The sequence below is a fragment of the Aeromonas sp. s6 genome (assembly GCF_040907815.1).
In the GTDB taxonomy this organism is placed as follows: Bacteria; Pseudomonadota; Gammaproteobacteria; order Enterobacterales; family Aeromonadaceae; genus Aeromonas; species Aeromonas caviae.
On the sequence record NZ_JBFOCN010000083.1, the window covers coordinates 1 to 17045 of the forward strand.

At 62.6% G+C, this 17045-nt stretch carries 18 protein-coding genes and 3 pseudogenes; 6 read left to right on the plus strand and 15 right to left on the minus strand.

Translation table 11 applies throughout. The features are described 5' to 3' along the window. Positions 1-233: pseudogene (locus AB5Y50_RS12505) on the plus strand (IS4 family transposase); the annotation flags it as partial. A gap of 104 nt (positions 234-337) precedes the next feature. Here the strand turns inward: AB5Y50_RS12505 and AB5Y50_RS12510 are convergent. The 9 genes and pseudogenes from AB5Y50_RS12510 to AB5Y50_RS12550 all read right to left on the minus strand — a co-directional run bounded on the left by AB5Y50_RS12510 (position 338) and on the right by AB5Y50_RS12550 (position 8292). Continuing rightward, positions 338-706 (minus strand): DUF1428 domain-containing protein, encoded by a 369-nt coding sequence (locus AB5Y50_RS12510; RefSeq protein ID WP_010673687.1) that lies wholly within the window; start codon positions 704-706, stop codon positions 338-340. A gap of 83 nt (positions 707-789) precedes the next feature. Further along, complete coding sequence (locus AB5Y50_RS12515) at positions 790-2151, minus strand: MFS transporter (protein WP_275058658.1); 1362 nt, start codon at positions 2149-2151, stop codon at positions 790-792. A 165-nt stretch (positions 2152-2316) separates the two neighbouring features. After that, a pseudogene (locus AB5Y50_RS12520) lies at positions 2317-2418 on the minus strand (protoheme IX farnesyltransferase); the annotation flags it as partial. Between the two features lie 13 nt (positions 2419-2431). Continuing rightward, on the minus strand, positions 2432-3325 hold the full coding sequence (cyoE, locus tag AB5Y50_RS12525) for a heme o synthase (RefSeq protein WP_010673685.1): 894 nt from the start codon (positions 3323-3325) through the stop codon (positions 2432-2434). An 8-nt stretch (positions 3326-3333) separates the two neighbouring features. Beyond that, on the minus strand, positions 3334-3663 hold the full coding sequence (locus tag AB5Y50_RS12530) for a cytochrome o ubiquinol oxidase subunit IV (RefSeq protein WP_010673684.1): 330 nt from the start codon (positions 3661-3663) through the stop codon (positions 3334-3336). Further along, positions 3664-4311, minus strand: a pseudogene (locus AB5Y50_RS12535) (cytochrome o ubiquinol oxidase subunit III); the annotation flags it as partial. It abuts the gene before it with no gap. After that, on the minus strand, positions 4280-6256 hold the full coding sequence (cyoB, locus tag AB5Y50_RS12540; RefSeq protein ID WP_041211612.1) for a cytochrome o ubiquinol oxidase subunit I: 1977 nt from the start codon (positions 6254-6256) through the stop codon (positions 4280-4282). The pseudogene AB5Y50_RS12535 and the gene cyoB, both read right to left, overlap by 32 nt. Before the next feature lie 3 nt (positions 6257-6259). Continuing rightward, the gene (gene cyoA / locus AB5Y50_RS12545; protein ID WP_080767819.1) at positions 6260-7348 is read right to left on the minus strand and encodes a cytochrome o ubiquinol oxidase subunit II; all 1089 of its coding nucleotides are present in this window, start codon (positions 7346-7348) and stop codon (positions 6260-6262) included. A 500-nt stretch (positions 7349-7848) separates the two neighbouring features. Continuing rightward, entirely contained in the window at positions 7849-8292 is a 444-nt protein-coding gene (locus tag AB5Y50_RS12550; protein WP_210556245.1) for a carboxymuconolactone decarboxylase family protein, read from the minus strand. Between the two features lie 119 nt (positions 8293-8411). Between AB5Y50_RS12550 and AB5Y50_RS12555 the strand changes: the two genes are divergently transcribed. After that, the gene (locus AB5Y50_RS12555) at positions 8412-9320 is read left to right on the plus strand and encodes a LysR family transcriptional regulator (RefSeq protein ID WP_039039206.1); all 909 of its coding nucleotides are present in this window, start codon (positions 8412-8414) and stop codon (positions 9318-9320) included. A 90-nt stretch (positions 9321-9410) separates the two neighbouring features. On the opposite strand, the gene AB5Y50_RS12560 is transcribed toward AB5Y50_RS12555, so the two are convergent. The 3 genes from AB5Y50_RS12560 to AB5Y50_RS12570 form a co-directional block, all read right to left on the minus strand. After that, positions 9411-9740 (minus strand): DUF3634 family protein, encoded by a 330-nt coding sequence (locus AB5Y50_RS12560; protein WP_010673678.1) that lies wholly within the window; start codon positions 9738-9740, stop codon positions 9411-9413. Between the two features lie 95 nt (positions 9741-9835). Next, entirely contained in the window at positions 9836-10807 is a 972-nt protein-coding gene (locus AB5Y50_RS12565) for a nucleoside hydrolase (RefSeq protein ID WP_244072906.1), read from the minus strand. A gap of 131 nt (positions 10808-10938) precedes the next feature. Further along, entirely contained in the window at positions 10939-11238 is a 300-nt protein-coding gene (locus tag AB5Y50_RS12570) for a DUF3861 domain-containing protein (RefSeq protein ID WP_042014216.1), read from the minus strand. Positions 11239-11319: 81 nt separating this feature from the next. On the opposite strand from AB5Y50_RS12570, the gene AB5Y50_RS12575 reads away from it, so the two are divergent. Both AB5Y50_RS12575 and AB5Y50_RS12580 read left to right on the plus strand, forming a co-directional pair. Next, positions 11320-11742, plus strand: a complete 423-nt coding sequence (locus AB5Y50_RS12575; RefSeq protein ID WP_081844084.1) for a MarR family winged helix-turn-helix transcriptional regulator — start codon at positions 11320-11322, stop codon at positions 11740-11742. Positions 11743-11871: 129 nt separating this feature from the next. Beyond that, entirely contained in the window at positions 11872-12441 is a 570-nt protein-coding gene (locus tag AB5Y50_RS12580; RefSeq protein WP_203764659.1) for a HutD family protein, read from the plus strand. Here AB5Y50_RS12580 and AB5Y50_RS12585 read toward each other — a convergent pair. Together AB5Y50_RS12585 and azu are read right to left on the minus strand one after the other, a co-directional pair. Then, on the minus strand, positions 12410-12640 hold the full coding sequence (locus tag AB5Y50_RS12585; RefSeq protein ID WP_368162931.1) for a hypothetical protein: 231 nt from the start codon (positions 12638-12640) through the stop codon (positions 12410-12412). The genes AB5Y50_RS12580 and AB5Y50_RS12585 overlap by 32 nt on opposite strands. Before the next feature lie 181 nt (positions 12641-12821). Beyond that, a complete protein-coding gene (azu, locus tag AB5Y50_RS12590; RefSeq protein ID WP_043155526.1) occupies positions 12822-13262 on the minus strand; it encodes an azurin in 441 nt (146 codons plus the stop codon). Positions 13263-13561: 299 nt separating this feature from the next. Between azu and AB5Y50_RS12595 the strand changes: the two genes are divergently transcribed. After that, on the plus strand, positions 13562-14605 hold the full coding sequence (locus AB5Y50_RS12595) for an FAD:protein FMN transferase (protein WP_244072907.1): 1044 nt from the start codon (positions 13562-13564) through the stop codon (positions 14603-14605). A gap of 41 nt (positions 14606-14646) precedes the next feature. Here the strand turns inward: AB5Y50_RS12595 and AB5Y50_RS12600 are convergent, their stop codons facing one another. Further along, positions 14647-15072, minus strand: a complete 426-nt coding sequence (locus AB5Y50_RS12600; protein ID WP_039039212.1) for an Hsp20/alpha crystallin family protein — start codon at positions 15070-15072, stop codon at positions 14647-14649. A gap of 270 nt (positions 15073-15342) precedes the next feature. On the opposite strand from AB5Y50_RS12600, the gene AB5Y50_RS12605 reads away from it, so the two are divergent. Further along, the gene (locus AB5Y50_RS12605; protein ID WP_180911109.1) at positions 15343-16989 is read left to right on the plus strand and encodes a response regulator; all 1647 of its coding nucleotides are present in this window, start codon (positions 15343-15345) and stop codon (positions 16987-16989) included. The last annotated feature ends 56 nt before the right edge of the window (positions 16990-17045 follow it).

Below are 17045 nucleotides of genomic sequence, written 5' to 3' on the forward strand. Positions count from 1 at the left end.
AGCGAGCGCCCAATGAGGTGAGCTTTAAGTTTGCCTGTCATTTCATCGCGAACCAGATGGCAGTGATGGCGGGCGCGTTATCGCCAGCCCATACGACACGGAGGTTGGCGGAGTTGCGGGGCTGCATAGGCGTCATGTTCATAGAAAAACGCCCCAGGCCATCGAGACCCAGGGCAGTGAAGATATCAAAGACCCGTTTTCCGGTAAATCGCAATGCGGCTCCGCTTAAGTGAACAGCATTGCGCCGGCTGGCGGGCTTTTTCATCATCTGACGGGCCTGGGTGTTGCTATCGGCCCTTGCGCTCCGGCCACCAGGGTGAAGCCCCGATGGCAGGTCTCAGCCCTTGAGCTCCAGCACGGTGGTGAAGCCCCCGAAGATCATGCGGGCGCCGTCAAACGGCATGGTCTGGTGCAGGGGATTGGCGGGGTCCATCCTGGGGTCCTGCATCATCTTGCCCATGGCGTCGTCCCGCACCGCCTTGCTCGGCCACTCCACCCAGGAGAAGACCACGGTTTCATCCTCCCTGGCCGCCACCGCCCGGTAGAAGTCGGTCTGCTTGCCGTGGGGCACGTCGTCCCCCCAGCACTCCAGCACCCGGGTGGCGCCGTATTCGAGGAAGATGGGGTCAAACTGCCCCGCATGATCGATCAGGGCCTGCTTGTTGGCCGTCGGCACGGCGAGCACGAATCCGTCCACGTATGACATCAGAGGTTCCTCCTGTGAGTGAGGATCTCAGCATAGCAGCCGCCCATCAGCCCGCGCTCTGCGCCGCCCCGCGCAGCCAGCCATCACAAAGAGACCAACCGCTCCAGATCGCTGCGGGTCAGGCGCTTGCTGTCCACCTTCACGTAGAGGGAGTGCTCCTCGCGCACCAGCAGCACGTCGCTTACCCCCTCGCAGGCGCGGATCCGCTGCTCCAGGGCCGGGGTGGCCTCGACCCCTTCCGGCAGCACGATGCGCAGGCTGCTCACATAGGGGGGCTCGGCCATGGTGAGGCTCACCCCGAGCCAGGCGAGGGCCAGGGCGGCGCAACCGCCAAACACCAGGGGGCCGCCCCCCAGGCTGTAGAGCAGGCCGCCGAGACTGCCGCCGATGGCGACCCCGAGGAACTGACTGGTGGAGTAGACCCCCATGGCTGTGCCCTTGTAGCCCGGCGGGGACTCCTTGCTGATAAGAGACGGCAGCAGCGCCTCCATCACGTTGAAGCCGATGAAGAAGAGCTGCAACCCGGCGAGCAGACCCCACAGCTGTTGGCCGCTCTGCCAGAGCACCAGCTCGGCGGCCAGCATCACCACCACGCACCCGATGAAGACCCGCTTCATCTGGCGGTGCTTCTCGGCATAGATGATGAAGGGCACCACGCTCACGAAGGCGATCAGCATGGTGACCAGATAGGCCTGCCACTGGCTGTCACGGGGCAGGCCCGCACGCTCCAGCAGGGGCGGCAGGGCCACGAAGCTCGACATCAGCAGGGTGTGGACGCAGAGGATGCCGAGGTTGAGTTTGAGCAGGCGAGGGTTGGTGAGCACGGTACGAAAGCTGCCTCGCACCATGGCGGACTCGCGATTTTGCAGGTGGGCCGCCGGGGTCGGCACCACCCAGAGCACCATGGCGATGGCGGCCAGGGCCAGCAGGGCGATGAGCCAGAAGAGGCCGGACAAGCCCAGGGCATGGGTGATGAGGGGGCCGGTCACCATGGCGATGGCGAAGGTGATGCCAAAGCTCACCCCGATGAAGGCCATGGCCTTGGTGCGATTCTGCTCCCGGGTGAGATCCGACAGGAGCGCCATGACGGCGGCGGAGATGGCGCCGCACCCTTGCAGGGCGCGCCCGACGATGACCCCCCAGATGGCGTCGCTCAGGGCGGCGATGACGCTGCCAAGGGCAAACATCAGCAGGCCGCCGACGATGAGGGGCTTGCGCCCCACCTTGTCGGAGAGCAGGCCGAAGGGGATCTGGAACAGGGCCTGGGTCATGCCGTAGATGCCGATGGCAAGCCCGATGAGCGCCTCGGAGGCGCCCGCCAGGGACATGCCGTAGGTGGTCAGCACCGGCAGCACCATAAACATGCCGAGCATGCGCAGCGAGAAGACGGAGCCGAGCGCCCAGGTCGCGCGTCGCTCGCCCCTCGTCATGGTGAAATCATTCATGAGGGCCTCGATGAGTCAAAAAGAAGAGGAAAAGAAAGGGGTGACAGGCGCCCGGCCGCCCCCGAAAAATCGGCGATGCCCCTCGCAGGGCGGCGCCCATAATAGCAGAGCCGGGAAGATTCCCGGCTCTGGATTTCATGCATTTCAGGGGTGCAGTTCACACTATCAGGGCAGCATGCTCACCAATACAGGCGCTGCGTCCGGCTGGAAGTCCACCGACATCATCACGCTCAGGCAAGTGAAGATGATGACGACGATGGAGAACATGTCAGCTCCAGCGTCAGGGCAGCATGCTCACCAGCACCGGCGCTGCGTCCGGCTGGAAGTCCACCGACATCATCACGCTCAGGCAAGTAATGGTGACGATGGAGAACATGAACAGCTTGCGCGCCCAGAGGGAGTCGTCCACCGCCGCCTTGTAGCCAGACAGCGCCATCCCCAGCCACCAGACGCTCACCGCGGTGGCCACCACCAGATACTTGTACCCGGCGTAGCCGCCGAGGAACAGCATCAGGGTCGGCACCATGAACGCCAGGATGTAGAGGGTGATGTGGAGCTTGGCCACCGGGATCCCCTTCACCACCGGCAGCACCGGGATGTTGGCGGCCTGGTAGTCCTTGAAGCGGAAGATGGCGATCGCATAGGAGTGCGGCATCTGCCACAGGCTGAAGATCGCAAGCAGGATCAGGGCCCCCGAGTCGAACTGCCCGCTCACCGCGCAGTAGCCGATGACCGGCGGCGCGGCGCCGGAGAGGCTGCCGACCAGGGTGCCATAGACCGAGTGGCGCTTCATGTAGAGGCTGTAGACCCCCACATAAACCAGGAAGCCCAGCACAGCCAGCAAGGCGGCCAACGGATTGGCCGCAAAGTAGAGCAGTGCAATGCCCGCAACGCCCAGCGCCGTCGCATACCAGAGGGAGACACCGGGGGCGATGAGCCCCCGCACCAGGGCGCGGTTCTTGGTGCGCTCCATGATGCAGTCGATGTCCCGGTCGATGTAGTTGTTGAACACGCAACCGGAGGCCACCACCAGTGACACCCCCACCATGGTCAGGATGAACAGGGGCACATCCAGGCTCCCCTTCGAGGCCAGCAGGAATCCCCCGATAACCGAGATGAGGTTGCCGAAGATGATGCCCGGCTTGGTCACTTGCAGGTATTGCTTCATCATCATCAACCCGCTCAGTGAACCATCATGTTGATGTTGAGGTTGTACATGATCCACAGGGAACCCACGACCACGATGGCGATGATGAGCACGGTAAAGACCAGTGCCACCAGGTTCCAGCGCTCCTCGGAGGAGGTGTTCATGTGCAGGAAGTAGACCAGGTGTACGAAGATCTGCACCACCGCCATGGCCACCACGGTGCCGAGCACCACGGCGTGGGAGGCGGAGCCGTCCATCACCATCCAGAACGGCACGGCGGTCAGGATGAGTGACAGCACGAAGCCGATCATGTAGGACTTGACGCTGCCGTGGCTGGCGCCGTGATTGTCAACGGAATGACTCATTTACATGACCCCCATCAGATAGACCACGGTGAAGACGCAGATCCATACCACGTCGAGGAAGTGCCAGAACAGGCTCAGGCACATCAGGCGAGTGCGGTTGCGCTCGGTCAGCCCCTTCTTGGTGATCGACACCATCATCACGATGATCCAGACAAGGCCGCTGGTCACGTGGATACCGTGGGTCCCCACCAGGGTGAAGAAGGCAGAGAGGAAGCCGCTGCGATCCGGGCCCGCCTCGTGCACGATCAGGTGATGGAACTCGTAGATTTCCATCGCGATGAAGCCGGCACCCAGCAGGAAGGTGACGAACAGCCAGGTGTTGACCGCCGCGACCTTGTTCTTGTTCATGGCCAGCATGCCGAACCCGAAGGTGATGGAGCTCAGCAGCAGCAGCATGGTTTCGGCGAACACGAACGGCAGTTCGAAGATGTCCTTGCCGGTGGGGCCGCCGGCAGTGCCGTTGACCAGGACCGCATAGGTCGCGAACAGGGTCGCGAACAGGATGCAGTCACTCATCAGGTAGATCCAGAAACCGAATACCTTGGTGGCACCGGCATCGTGGTGCCCATCCTCATGGGCACCGTGAGAGTGATGTAGTACGTCAGTCGCCATGGAATTAAGCCACCTTGTTGATGTTGTCGAAATGCTGACCTTCGATGCGCTCGATCTCGTCAACCTGTACGTAGTAGTCCACATCGTCGTTGAAGCTGTGGATGATCCAGGTGGCGATCATGCCGATGAAGCCGGCGATGGCCATCCACCAGATGTGCCAGATCATGGCAAAGCCGAACACCACGCTGAAGGCGGCGATGATGACACCGGCACCGGAGTTCTTCGGCATGTGGATGGGGGCATACTGGGCAGGCTTCTTGTAAGCGCTGCCGTCAGCCTTGGCTTCCCAGAAGGCGTCCAGACCGGTGACCTTCGGCTCGATGGCGAAGTTGTAGAACGGCGGCGGAGAGGACGTCGCCCACTCCAGGGTACGGCCACCCCAGGGATCGCCGGTCAGGTCGCGGTTCTTCTCGCGGTCGCGGATGCTGACCACGATCTGGATGACCTGGCACAGCACGCCCAGGGCAATCAGACCGGCGCCGCAGGCGGCGACCACCAGCCAGCCGTGGAACTCGGGATCGATGTTCTGGCTGACACGACGGGTCATGCCCATGAAGCCCAGCACGTAGAGCGGCATGAAGGCCACGAAGAAGCCGGTGATCCAGCACCAGAAGGCACGCTTGCCCCAGACGTCATCCAGCTTGAAGCCGAACGCTTTCGGGAACCAGTAGGTGATACCGGCGAAGCAGCCGAACACCACGCCGCCGATGATGACGTTGTGGAAGTGGGCGATGAGGAACAGGCTGTTGTGCAGCACGAAGTTGGCGGCCGGCACGGAGAGCAGTACCCCGGTCATGCCACCCACGGTGAAGGTGATGATGAAGCCGACGGTCCACAGCATGGGCGAGGTGAACTCGATGCGACCGCGGTACATGGTGAACAGCCAGTTGAAGATCTTCACCCCGGTCGGGATGGAGATGATCATGGTGGTGATGCCGAAGAAGGCATTCACGTTGGCGCCGGACCCCATGGTGAAGAAGTGGTGCAGCCAGACGATGAACGACAGCACGGTGATCGCCACGGTTGCCCACACCAGGGAGGTGTAACCGAACAGCTTCTTCTTGCAGAAGGTCGCCACCACTTCGGAGAAGATCCCGAACACCGGCAGCACCAGGATGTACACCTCGGGGTGACCCCAGGCCCAGATCAGGTTGATGTACATCATCATGTTGCCACCCATGTCATTGGTAAAGAAATGGGTACCCAGGTAGCGGTCTGCGGTGAGCAGGGCGATGGTGACGGTCAGGATCGGGAAGGAGGCGATGATCAGAATGTTGGCACACAGGGCGGTCCAGGTGAAGACCGGCAGGCGCATCATGGTCATGCCAGGGGCACGCATGCGGATGATGGTGGCGAAGAAGTTCACGCCGGTCAGCAGGGTCCCCAGACCCGAAATCTGCAGACTCCATATCCAGTAATCGACCCCGACCCCGGGACTGAACTCCAGCCCCGACAAGGGCGGATAGGCCAGCCAGCCGGTCTGGGCGAATTCACCGACCCCGAGGGAGACGTTGATCAGCACCACGGCCGCGGCGGTGAACCAGAAGCTCAGGTTGTTCAGGAAGGGGAAGGCCACGTCACGGGCACCGATTTGCAGCGGCACCACGATGTTCATCAGACCGATCACCAGCGGCATGGCCACGAAGAAGATCATGATGACGCCGTGGGCGGTGAAAATCTGGTCGTAGTGATGGGCGTTCAGGTAGCCTTCGCCACCCCCGGAGGCGATGACCTGCTGGCCACGCATCAGCACGGCGTCGGCAAAGCCACGCAGCAGCATGACCATGCCCAGAATGAGATACATGATACCGAGGCGTTTGTGGTCGACCGAGGTCAGCCACTCTTTCCACAGATATTGCCACTTGCCGTAGTAAGTGATGAGACCGGCGATGGCCAGGCCCCCCAGAATGATACCGGCTATCGTGACCATGATGATGGGTTCATGGTACGGAATAGCCTCGAGTGTCAATTTTCCAAACATCGATTATTCCTCGGATCCTGCTTTCACACTCTTGTCGGCCGACATGGCCATGTGTCCGGCATGGGCGTCATGGTTCATGGCCTGGTTCTCCATGGCGTCCTCTTGCGAGGCCTCATGGTTCATCCCTTCGTGGTCCATGGCACCCGCTTTCGGGGCGGCGTCATGGTTCATGGCCTCGTGGTTCATGCCCTCGTGATCCGCAGAGCCCGCAGCCGGGGTGGCGTGACCACCATGGGACATGCCGCCCATGAACTTGTTGATGATGTTGACGAACAGCTTGGGATCGGCGCTGGCGAAGTACTCCACCGGGTGGTTTTCGCTCTTCTTGGCCAGGGCATTGAACTCATCCATGGTGCTCAGGGCCTTGGAAGAGGCCTTCACCTTGGCTACCCAGGCGTCGAAACCGGCTTGGTCCTGGGTCGCGATGGCCTTGAACTTCATGCCGGAGAAACCGGCACCGCTGTAACCGCCGGAGATGCCCTTGTACTCGCCCGCCTCGTTGGCAATCAGGTGCAGCTTGGTCTGCATGCCGGCCATGGCGTAGATCTGGCCGCCCAGTTGCGGGATGAAGAAGGAGTTCATCACGGTGTCGGAGGTCACCCGGAAGTTGACCGGGGTGTTGACCGGGAAGGCCAGTTCGTTGACCGATGCAATGCCCAGCTCCGGATAGACGAACAACCACTTCCAGTCCAGGGAAATGACATCCACCTGAACCGGTTTGACGTCCGATTCCAGCGGCTTGTAGGGGTCGAGGGAGTGGGAAGTTTTCCAGGTGATCACCGCCAGGATGACGATGATGATGACGGGTACAGTCCAGACGACTGCCTCAATCTTGTTGGAGTGGGCCCAGTCCGGCGCATAGGTGGCACTGGTGTTGGACGCTCGGTATTTGTAGGCGAACGCCACCGCCATGACAATCACGGGCACCACCACGATCAGCATCAAGCCGAGTGCTGTGAGTATCAGTGACTTCTGCTCCATACCGACCTGCCCCTTGGGGCTCATCAGTGCCATGTCGCAGCCACTCAGCAAGCTGGCGGTCGCGAGCAGCAGCAAAGCGCCCAAGCCCCTCTTCACATCAAAGAGTCTCATGCAATGTCCTCATCTTTTGAAGGCTTATTGGTATAAAAAAATGCAGCATTTTATTGCATCAGACCGGCATGTGAACAACATGAAAAATTAATCCCAAAAATGTTCAAAAGGTGATGGAAAGCAGTATCAGATGTTAATCCCTTGACAATGACCAATTTATTCAAGTTACACCGCGGCAATTCATCTTCCGTTAATCTCTCGCGCCACCAAAAGTGACCACCAATTAACCAAAAAGATCCATCTGGTCTGTTTTTAACCCGCCATTGCGATCAAAAAAGAGCCATACAGCCCCTTTTCGACTCACAGGTCATTTTTCCACACCTTGATCTGGATGGGTATTTTTCGGGGAAAATTAAAAAAATAATTAATCAAACGAATGTATGATTAACTTCCCATCCCCCGACAACGGTCGCAACCCCTGGCGTCAGAAGGCACACTTCGTAACAAAACGGGCCCTTGTGCGGGCCCGTTGACAATCGTTTTCTCTCCCTCCCTCGGAGTCAGGAGTGATCATGTTCCATCCGGGTCGCCACGGCGATCCGGTTCCAGGCGTTGATGGTAACCACCTGCACCAGACACTGGGCCAGCAGGGTTTCCCCCAGTTGGGCCAGCGCCGCCCCATAGGTCTGCGCCGTGAGCCCCTTGTCGGCGATCAGGGTCACCTCGTCGGTCAGGGCCAGCACCGCCCGCTCCCGGGCGTCGAACAGCGGCGACTCCTGCCAGGCGGCCAGCGCCAGCAGACGCTGGGCGCTCTCCCCGTGCTTCATCGCCACGTCGGCGTGCATCTCGATGCAGTAGGCGCAGCCGTTGATCATGGAGGCGCGCAACTTGATGAGCTCCTTGAGCGACAGGGGAATGTCGGTGCCCCCGAGGTAGGACTCAAGGCCCATCATGGCCGAGACGGCGGCGGGCACCTGGTTGGCGAGCTGGATACGGTGTGACATGGCGAGACTCCTGTGATGGACCCCGGATGGGGCGGTGAGCCGATTGTTCACTTTTTCATTGTTGATTAGAATATCGTCATAACCTGCAACAGTTTTGCGTTTATCGCAAAGGTGAATCCATGCTGGATCGCATCCGCATCCTGGCCCAGGTGGTGGAATCGGGCAGTTTCTCCCGTGCCGCCCGCGCCCTCAACCAGGCCCCCTCCTCCGTGACCCGTGCCATCGACGCCCTGGAGCAGCAGCTCGGGATCCCGCTCTTCAAGCGCAGCACCCGCCAACTGGTGCTGACCGAGCAGGGCGCCTATTTTCTCGCCCGCTCCCTGCCCCTGCTGGAGGAGGCGGATCAGCTGGTGCAATCCCTGCAACCCCTCTCGGTGGCGCCAGAGGGGCCGCTGCGGGTCTCGGTGTTCGAGAGCTTCGGCGCGTCCTGGCTCTCTCCCCGCCTGCCCGACTTCCTCGCCCGCTACCCCGGGGTGCGCCTGGAGGTTGCGCTGGACAACCGCATGGTGGATCTCGATGCCGAGAACGTGGACGTGGCGGTGCGCATCGGCAAACCCGCCGACAGCAGCCTGCACACTCGCCATCTGCTCACCAACCGCTCGCTGCTGGTCGCCTCCCCCGCCTATCTGGCCCGCCATGGCGAACCCGCCCATCCCGCCGAGCTGGCCCACCACAACTGCCTCATTCGCGGCCATGGGCGTCAGCGCCAGCACTGGTACTTCCAGCAGGGCACGGAGCGCGAGAAGGTGGCGGTGCAGGGCAACCTTGCCTCGGTCGGGGGCACGCCCCTGCTCTGCGCCGCCCTCGCGGGGTGCGGCGTGCTGCTGCTGTCGAGCTGGATGGTGCAGCAAAGCATCGACGAGGGCACCCTGCTGCCGCTGCTGCCAGAGTGGCTCGCCTCCCCCTACGAAGATCGCCAGGACGAGATCCACGCGGTGTTTCGTGGCGGCCGCTTCCTCAAACCCCAGACTCGCGCCTTCATCGACTTTCTGGTCGAGGCGATCAGGCCCTTGCAAGGGCCGCGCTGACCGCAACAGGGCCTCCTGGCGAAACCCTGAAAACGCAGACGCCGGGCACAGGGCCCGGCGTCTGGAAATGAGGGTCGCCACGGCGACCGCTCAGCGTGATTTTCGCCCGTCAGGGCTTGGGGGGAGCCCCCGGTAATCCCCGTAGGGGAAGATGTTGCGCAGGCGCTGGGCCACGGGCTCGGGGATGGAGCGGGAGAAGACCAGCCTCACCCCGTTGCCGTCCCGCAGGCCCAGGATGCGCCCGCGCACCGGCTCATGGTGCAGGATCTGGGTCGCCTGGGTCACAAAGCGCGGCGGCACCGAGCCCCGCTTCACCACCACCTTGCCCGGCGCGAGCCGGACCTCGAACAGGGCGCCGCGCCCCAGCGTCATCAACCACCCGATCAGGGCTATCGCCACCAACAGAGACAACCAGGCCATTGCGTCTTCCTCCCGTCAACCCGATGTTCGCCAGTATAACCGGGGGCGCCTCACCATGACCCGGCCGCCATCACGCTTTCACTCACTGCCGGGCCTTATCGGCGCCCCTTGCCCCAGGCCACCAGGGTATCCCGATAGAGGGCGAGCAAGGCCTGATCCCGCACCGCGACCCCGACCTGCTGGGCCGGGCAGTCGGCCCACTCGTCATGGGGATGGCGGGTGTCGTCAAACTTTTGCAGGGTATGGCCGATCGCGGGCCCCTCGGTGATGACCCGAACCGGCCCCTTGCGCAGGGTGAACAGCGCAGGATCGATCACATAGGCGATGGCGGAGGGATCGTGCACATGGCACCCCGCCATGCCGATGCGCTCGGAATAGAAGCGCAGGTAGAAGCGGCTGACATCCCACAGGAAGCGGCCCGGCTCCCCCGCATCGTCCCGCAGGGCATCCAGATAGTCGGCGGTGAAGATGCTCTGCTGGGTGACGTCGAGCCCGATGATCACCAGGGGCCAGGGGGCGGTGAAGACCCGGTCTGCCGCATCGGGATCGTCGTGGATATTGGCCTCGGCATAGGGGGTCACGTTGCCGCGATGGCCGTTGACGCCAAAGGCGCCGCCCATCACGACCACTTCTTTCACCAGGGCGGCTACCTCGGGGGCCGCCTCGAGCGCCAGCGCCAGGTTGGTGAGGGGCCCGATGGTCACTAGCGTGATCTCGCCGGGATGGGCCTTCACCGTCTCGACGATGTATTGCCAGGCCGGGCGGGGATCCGGGATGAGGGTCACCTCCCCCGCCTGGACGTCGCCAAACCCGCTCGGGCCGTGCACCACCGTCGTCGGGCCCACGGGCTCGCGCAGCAGCGGCGCGGCGGCGCCCTGGGCTACATCTGCCTTCATGCCATATTTTTGCTTGAGCCAGAGGGCGTTGCGGGTGCCGTTTTCGATGGTGGCATTGCCAAACACCGTGGTGATGGCGAGCAATTCGATGGCAGGGTGCGCCTCGGCAAACAGAATGGCCATGGCATCGTCGATGCCGGGATCGGTATCCAGAATGATCTTGTGGGTCATGGGTCCTCCGTGAAACGAGCAGCCAGTGTAGCGGGCCGTCGCCGCTTTGACAGCACCGGGATCACAACCTCGGGGTTTCCTTTGCATCAGGCATGCTGGCGGGAGCACTCGCCCTTGGGGTCAGGGCAGGGTCACTCGGAAGGGGCGACCACGGCCTCCTCTCCCCTGGCGGTGCGTTTCAGTTGCCCCATGAATTGCTTGAAATGGGGGAGAAACCCCTTGAACAGCTCCTCTTTGCGATGCTGCATCATGACTTCGCCAAACAGCTTCAACCCGACGATAAACGCCTGATGTTCCTGCTCCGACATGGCCAGCTTCCCCTTGCTGAGCGCTAGGATGGCAAAGATGTCGTCGTGATTCTGGCAGTCGAACTGCAACGGGGGCACCTCGCGGTCCAGCGCCTGGACCTGTACACGATAGGTGTGTGGCATCTTTCATCTCCTCTCGGGCTGGGCTTTTGCCCATATGGTTGATAAAATCAATTAAACCCCTTTAAGTTGACTTTATCAACCATGAAGTTGTCAAACCGCCTCTTCCGGATCCTCGATCAGTACAAAATCGCCATGACGCAGCATTTCCGGGCACAGCAGGTCGCCCTTAGCCCCCTCCATTACAAGGTGCTGCAACTGATCCATGCACTGGATCCCGCCACGCCGCAGCTCATCGCGCAGCGGTCGGGCCGCGACAAGGCGCAGGTGACGCGCCTGCTGCAGGAAATGGAGAAACAGGGGCTCATCGAGAAGCGGCCCCATCCCACTGACAGACGCAGCATCTGTCTGGCCTTGACCCCGCTGGCCTGCGAGCGGGTCAGCCAGGGGGAGCAGGAGGCTGCACGGCTCGACGAACGGCTGTGTTCTTTGCTGACGCCGGCGGAGATAGCGCAGTTGCAGCAACTGCTGGACAAGATAGAAAAAGGGCTTGAGTCGACCGATTAGGGTCAGCGTCAGGGGGGCCGCTGCCTGATTTGTGGTCAACCAGCGCGGCCTGCGCTGGCGGCGCCTTGTGAGCCACTCCCGGAGATGGTATCACTGGCCCCACTCTCCCCTTCCCGCCGAGGCGCCATCGTGATCACCCTGATTAAAGAGTCCGACCAGTTGAAAATGCCCTGGAAGAACAGGCAGGGCACCACGGCCCAGATCCTGATCTCCCCCCCTGGTTCGACCCTGGACAAGCTCGACTTTGACTATCGGCTGAGCTCGGCCCCCATCAAGGAAGCGGGGAGTTTCTCCCGCTTTCCCGGCTACCAGCGCATCCTGCTGCCCGTCAGCGGTGCCGGTTTCGTGCTCAACGGCCACCCCTACGCCACCTTCGAGGCGGCCCACTTCAGCGGGGATGACGAGACCCGCTGCGATCTGCTGAAAAAAGAGGTGACGGATCTCGGGCTCATCTACCACCCGGCGCGCATCAGCGCCAACGTGCGGGTGCTGAACCTGCCCTTCCCCCTCAGCCTCACCCTGGAGGCGGACAAGTGCTACCTCTGCCACCTGCTGGAGGGCCAGCTCACCGTGCAGGGGCAACAGGTCGCACCGGGCGAGACCCTGGTGGTGCAGGGGGAGGAGAGCATCCGCTTCGAGTGCGGCAAGAAGACCACCCTCGCCTTCTTTACCCTGCAGCCCAAGCAGGCCGCCGTTTAACGCCGGGGGCACGGCCCCCGCTGTCGAGGCAGGCCTGCATGGTGTCATAGGGGGTATAGTGCTTGGTGCGGCTGTAGTAGGTGCCGCCCTTGGGGTGGCAGATGCCGCTCCGGCTCTTCTTCACCGGGGGCTCGGCGGCCAGCGCCATGGCGCACAACAGCATAAGGCAACAGCCAAGCATCCATTTCACTGCGTTCATGCTCTCTTTTCCGAAGGGGCGTAGGCGGGCCACTGGCCCATTTGCGGCCTATTCTACGCCGGTCATCTCCTTGCCACCCCAGGCCAGATCATGAAAGCACCGCGACGCAGCGCAAGCGAAGACAAAAAAGCCGGGACCCTCCCGGCTTTTGCTTGTACTGGCGGCGACACGACCCTTGGCACTACCCCACCTTGAAGCTGCCCTTCATCAGGGCGAAGTGGCCCGGGAAGGAGCAGAAGAAGGTGAGATCCTTGCCCGCCAGGCCGTCGGTCTTGAAGGTAACGCTGGTGCTCTCGCCGCCCCCCACCAGCTTGGTGTGGGCCAGGATCCTGGGGTCATCCTTGGGCAGGTAGTCGTGATCGACCCCGGCGCTCATGCCGGCGGTGGCGATGGCCTGATAGTCGGCGGTGTTGGCCAGCACCCAGTTATGGCCCATGTTGGCCACCGGCAGTTTGCCCGTGTGATTGAGGGTCACCGTCACCTCCTTGCAGGTGGCCGGCACGCTCATCGCCGTCTGGTTGAACTGCATGGCGTCATTGCCTTCGATCACCAGTGCGCACTCGTCGGCCAGGACCGGGGTGGCGAGGGAGCCAAGAAGCAGCAGGGTTAACACCTTTTTCATCATTTTCTCCTTTGATTGACGAAGGATGACAGCACAGGCATCTCGCCCCCGTGGGCGCGACCCGCAAAGATGCTGTCAGGATCGATCTTCATTATATTCAAATGTCACCGAAGGACGACCGCTTTTGGGCCAGCCTGAGGGCCCGGTCACTTCTTTTCTCCCGACCCCGGGCCCAAAGCGGGTTGCTCACATCCCCGTCCCGCTTAATTATTTGCGGCCTTCCCGCCCACGGCCACTCGCCAACACCGCAGCCGTTGGCTAAGCTGCTCCCCCGTCGATGACTCCCGCGAGAATGAGAGATGAAGTTCCCCTTTGCGCCTGCGCTGGCGCGCACCCTGCTGCTCTCCCTGATCCTGCTGCTTGGCGCCTGCCAGCCGGCCCCGACCCAGACCCGCATCCAGGGCAATACCATGGGCACCTATTATGCGGTGACCCTGAGCGACCCCTTCCCCGGCGGACAGGGGGCACTGCAACAGGAGGTGGAGGCGCTGCTGGCACGCCTGAACAAGGAGATCTCCACCTATGATCCGGGCTCCATCATCTCCCGCTTCAATCAGGGAACGGGGCAGCCCCCCCAGGTCATACCGGCCACCATGGCGAAGATTGTGCAACAGGGGATTGACGCCGGGCACCTCACCCGGGGGGTTCTCGATGTCACCGTGGGCCCCCTGGTCAATCTGTGGGGATTCGGGCCGGACAAGCGCCCGGTCAGGCGGCCCGGCGCAGAGCAGATCGCCAAGGCGCGGGAGCGGGTCGGCATCGACAAGCTCACCCTGACCCCCGAGGGGGATCACTTCCTGCTCGGCAAGGCCATCCCAGATCTCTATCTGGATCTCTCCACCCTGGGCGAGGGTGCGGCCTCCGACGAGATAGCCGGGCTGCTGGAGCAAAAAGGGGTCCACAACTACCTCATCGAGGTGGCGGGGGCGGTGCGCAGCAAGGGGCACAACGACAAGGGCAATCCCTGGCGGGTGGCCATCGTCGAGCCCTCGGACAGACCGGGCGCCATCGAGGATGTGGTGACCCCGAACGGCATGGCGGTGAGCACCGCTGGCAGCTATCGCAACTATTACGAGCTCGACGGCAAGCGCTACTCCCACATCATCGATCCCGCCACCGGCGAGCCCGTGACCCACAAGCTGGTCTCCGCCACCGTCATCACCCCCACGGCCCTGGAGGCCGATGCCCTCGACACCGCCCTCATGGTGATGGGCCCCGAGCGGGCGATGGCCTTTGCCAGGGAGCACAAGCTGGCGGTCTATCTCATCGAGAAGACCGCCACGGGCTTTGCCGCCAGCCACACCCCCGAGTTTGCCCCCTATCTGGTGCGCAAGCAGCCCTGAATGACGAGGCCCCGCAGTGCGGGGCCTCGTTCACTGACCGCCTATTCGATGGGGATGCGGTGGGGCGCGGGGCTGGCCGCCTGCTTGGGCAGGCGCAGGGTGAGGATGCCGTTGTCAAAGCGGGCGCTCACCTGCTCTGGCGACACCTCCACCGGCAGCTCGACGCTGCGCGACACGCTGCCATAATAGCGCTCGCTGCGCAGGGCCCGTTCATCCTTGTTCTGGCTGTCAAACTGGCGGATCTCCGCCTTCAGGGTCACCAGCTTGCCGTGCACGTCCACGTGGATGTCCTCCTTCGCCACCCCGGGCAATTCCGCCTGCAGCAGGTAGTCATCCCCGCTCTCCCGCAGATCCAGCTTGATCTGGCTGGGCAACGGGTCCCCGTGCAGGGGGCGGATGTAGAAGCCGGAGGCCATGTCGTGGAACAGGTCATCAAACAGGCTGGTGCGACTCGGTAGCAAACTCATCTGATCCCTCCTTGTGAGCGGGCAAGGGAGCAGACGGGCACCCTGCCCTCTGTTGCCTCCCGCATGCTGACGCTCTTCAAGTCTAAAAACCGGGACAGCGCCTGCCAGTGCCAACTCGCCTTCCCTTGACCGGGATCAAAGGCAAGACACCCTTTTTTTCACCCAAGGTCTGCGGGAAAAACCGGGAGGCCTCCCCATGTGCAATTGCCTGCCTGCGGACTTTGGTGGCACACTTCTCCCACCAGCCCGTAGCGCCTTGATGCCAGACAGATGCAGACACCGGACTCCGTACCCGAGAAAAAACCCCAGCCCAAGCCCAAGCGCATCCTGCTGGTCAACGAACAGCGTTCCTTCCAGATGATGATGAAGGCGATGCTGATCAACATCGGCATCAACCGCATCACCTACACCAACTCCGCCGACGAGGCGCGCCGCCGCTGCCAGAAAGAGAGCTTCGACATCTATCTGCTCGACTATGAGCTGGGGGCGGGCGAGAACGGCCGCCAGTTGCTGGAAAGCCTGCGGGATCAGCAACTCATTCCGCCCCAAAGCGTGGTGATCATGGTCAGCAGCGACGGCTCCCGCGCCATGGTGCTGAGCGCGCTGGAAGCCGAGCCCGACGAATACCTGATGAAGCCCTTCTCCCAGGAGCAGTTCTCGTTTCGCCTCAAACGCGCCCTCGCCCGTCGCCAGGCACTGGAGAGCGTCTTCAGCGCCCTCACCCGGGACGATCTGCCCGCCCTGGTGGAGGCCTGTGCCAAACAGGCGGACGCGGTGCCACGCTTTGCCAACTTCTGCCGCTGCCTGCAGGCCGACACCCAGCTCAAGCTGGGCCAGGCCAAGGAGGCCCGCAGCCTGATGCGCCAGCTGCTGGCGGGGCAGGAGAACAGCTGGGCTCGCCTCACCCTGGGCAAGGCGTGCCATACCCTGGGTCTGCACGAGGAGGCGGTAAGCCACCTGCAAGCCACCCTGAAACACACCCCCCTGATGGTGGAGGCTTACCTCTGGCTCGCGGAGTCCCTGCTGGCGCTGGGCAATGACGAGCAGGCCCAGCAGGAGCTGCGCCGGGCGGTGGACATCTCTCCCCAATCGGTGCAGCTCTCCCGCCGTCTGGCGGAAGTGTGCCTGCAACGGCACGACTACGCCCAGGCCAAGGACGTGCTGCTCGCCCTCATCGATTTGTCGCGCAACTCGATCCACCGCACGCCGCATTATCTCGGGGCCTATATCCAGACCCTTACCCTCTATGCCCTCAACAGCAACGACGGCTACCACATCGCCAACCTGCAAAAGCAGGTGAACTCCGCCCTGTCGCGCATCCGCGACTCCCTGATGATGTCGGAGTTCAACTACCCGGTGTTCGAGCAGATCTGCCAGGCCCGGGTGCGCATCGCCCTGGGGGAGCTGCTAAAGGGCAAGAAGATGCTCTATCGCGCCAACCAGAACTGGCTGGACGAGCCCGCCACCATGCCTCCGGCCCTCCTTGGCGAGACCATACTCGCCCTCTATCAGCTCGGGGAGTTCGAGTACGCCGAGAGCCTGCAATCCCTGCTGGCGGAGGATGAGGATCGGCTGCTCACCACCTGCATCCAGGTGACCCGGGATGACAAGACGGTGCAGGAGCGGCGCCAGCGCTATCAGCAGCTCAACGATCTGGGCATCAAGGCCTATCAGGCCGGGGAGCTGGAGCAGGCCCTCGGCCACTTTCGCGAGGCCCTGCGCCGGGCGCCCGCCAATACCGGCGCCGCCCTCAACAAGATCCAGGTGCTGCTGCAACTCATGCAGAAGAACCGCAAGAGCCCGGAGTTTGGCACCGAGTGCAAGGAGACCCTGGAGGTGCTGGAGGGCATCCCCCTCAACCCCGCCCAGCAGGAACGTTTTCGCAAGCTGCGCCAGGAATATCATCAGCACAGCTGATATCCCCCCTCCTCCCCTCACCTATGCTGATACTGACTCAGGGAAGGAAGGGGCAA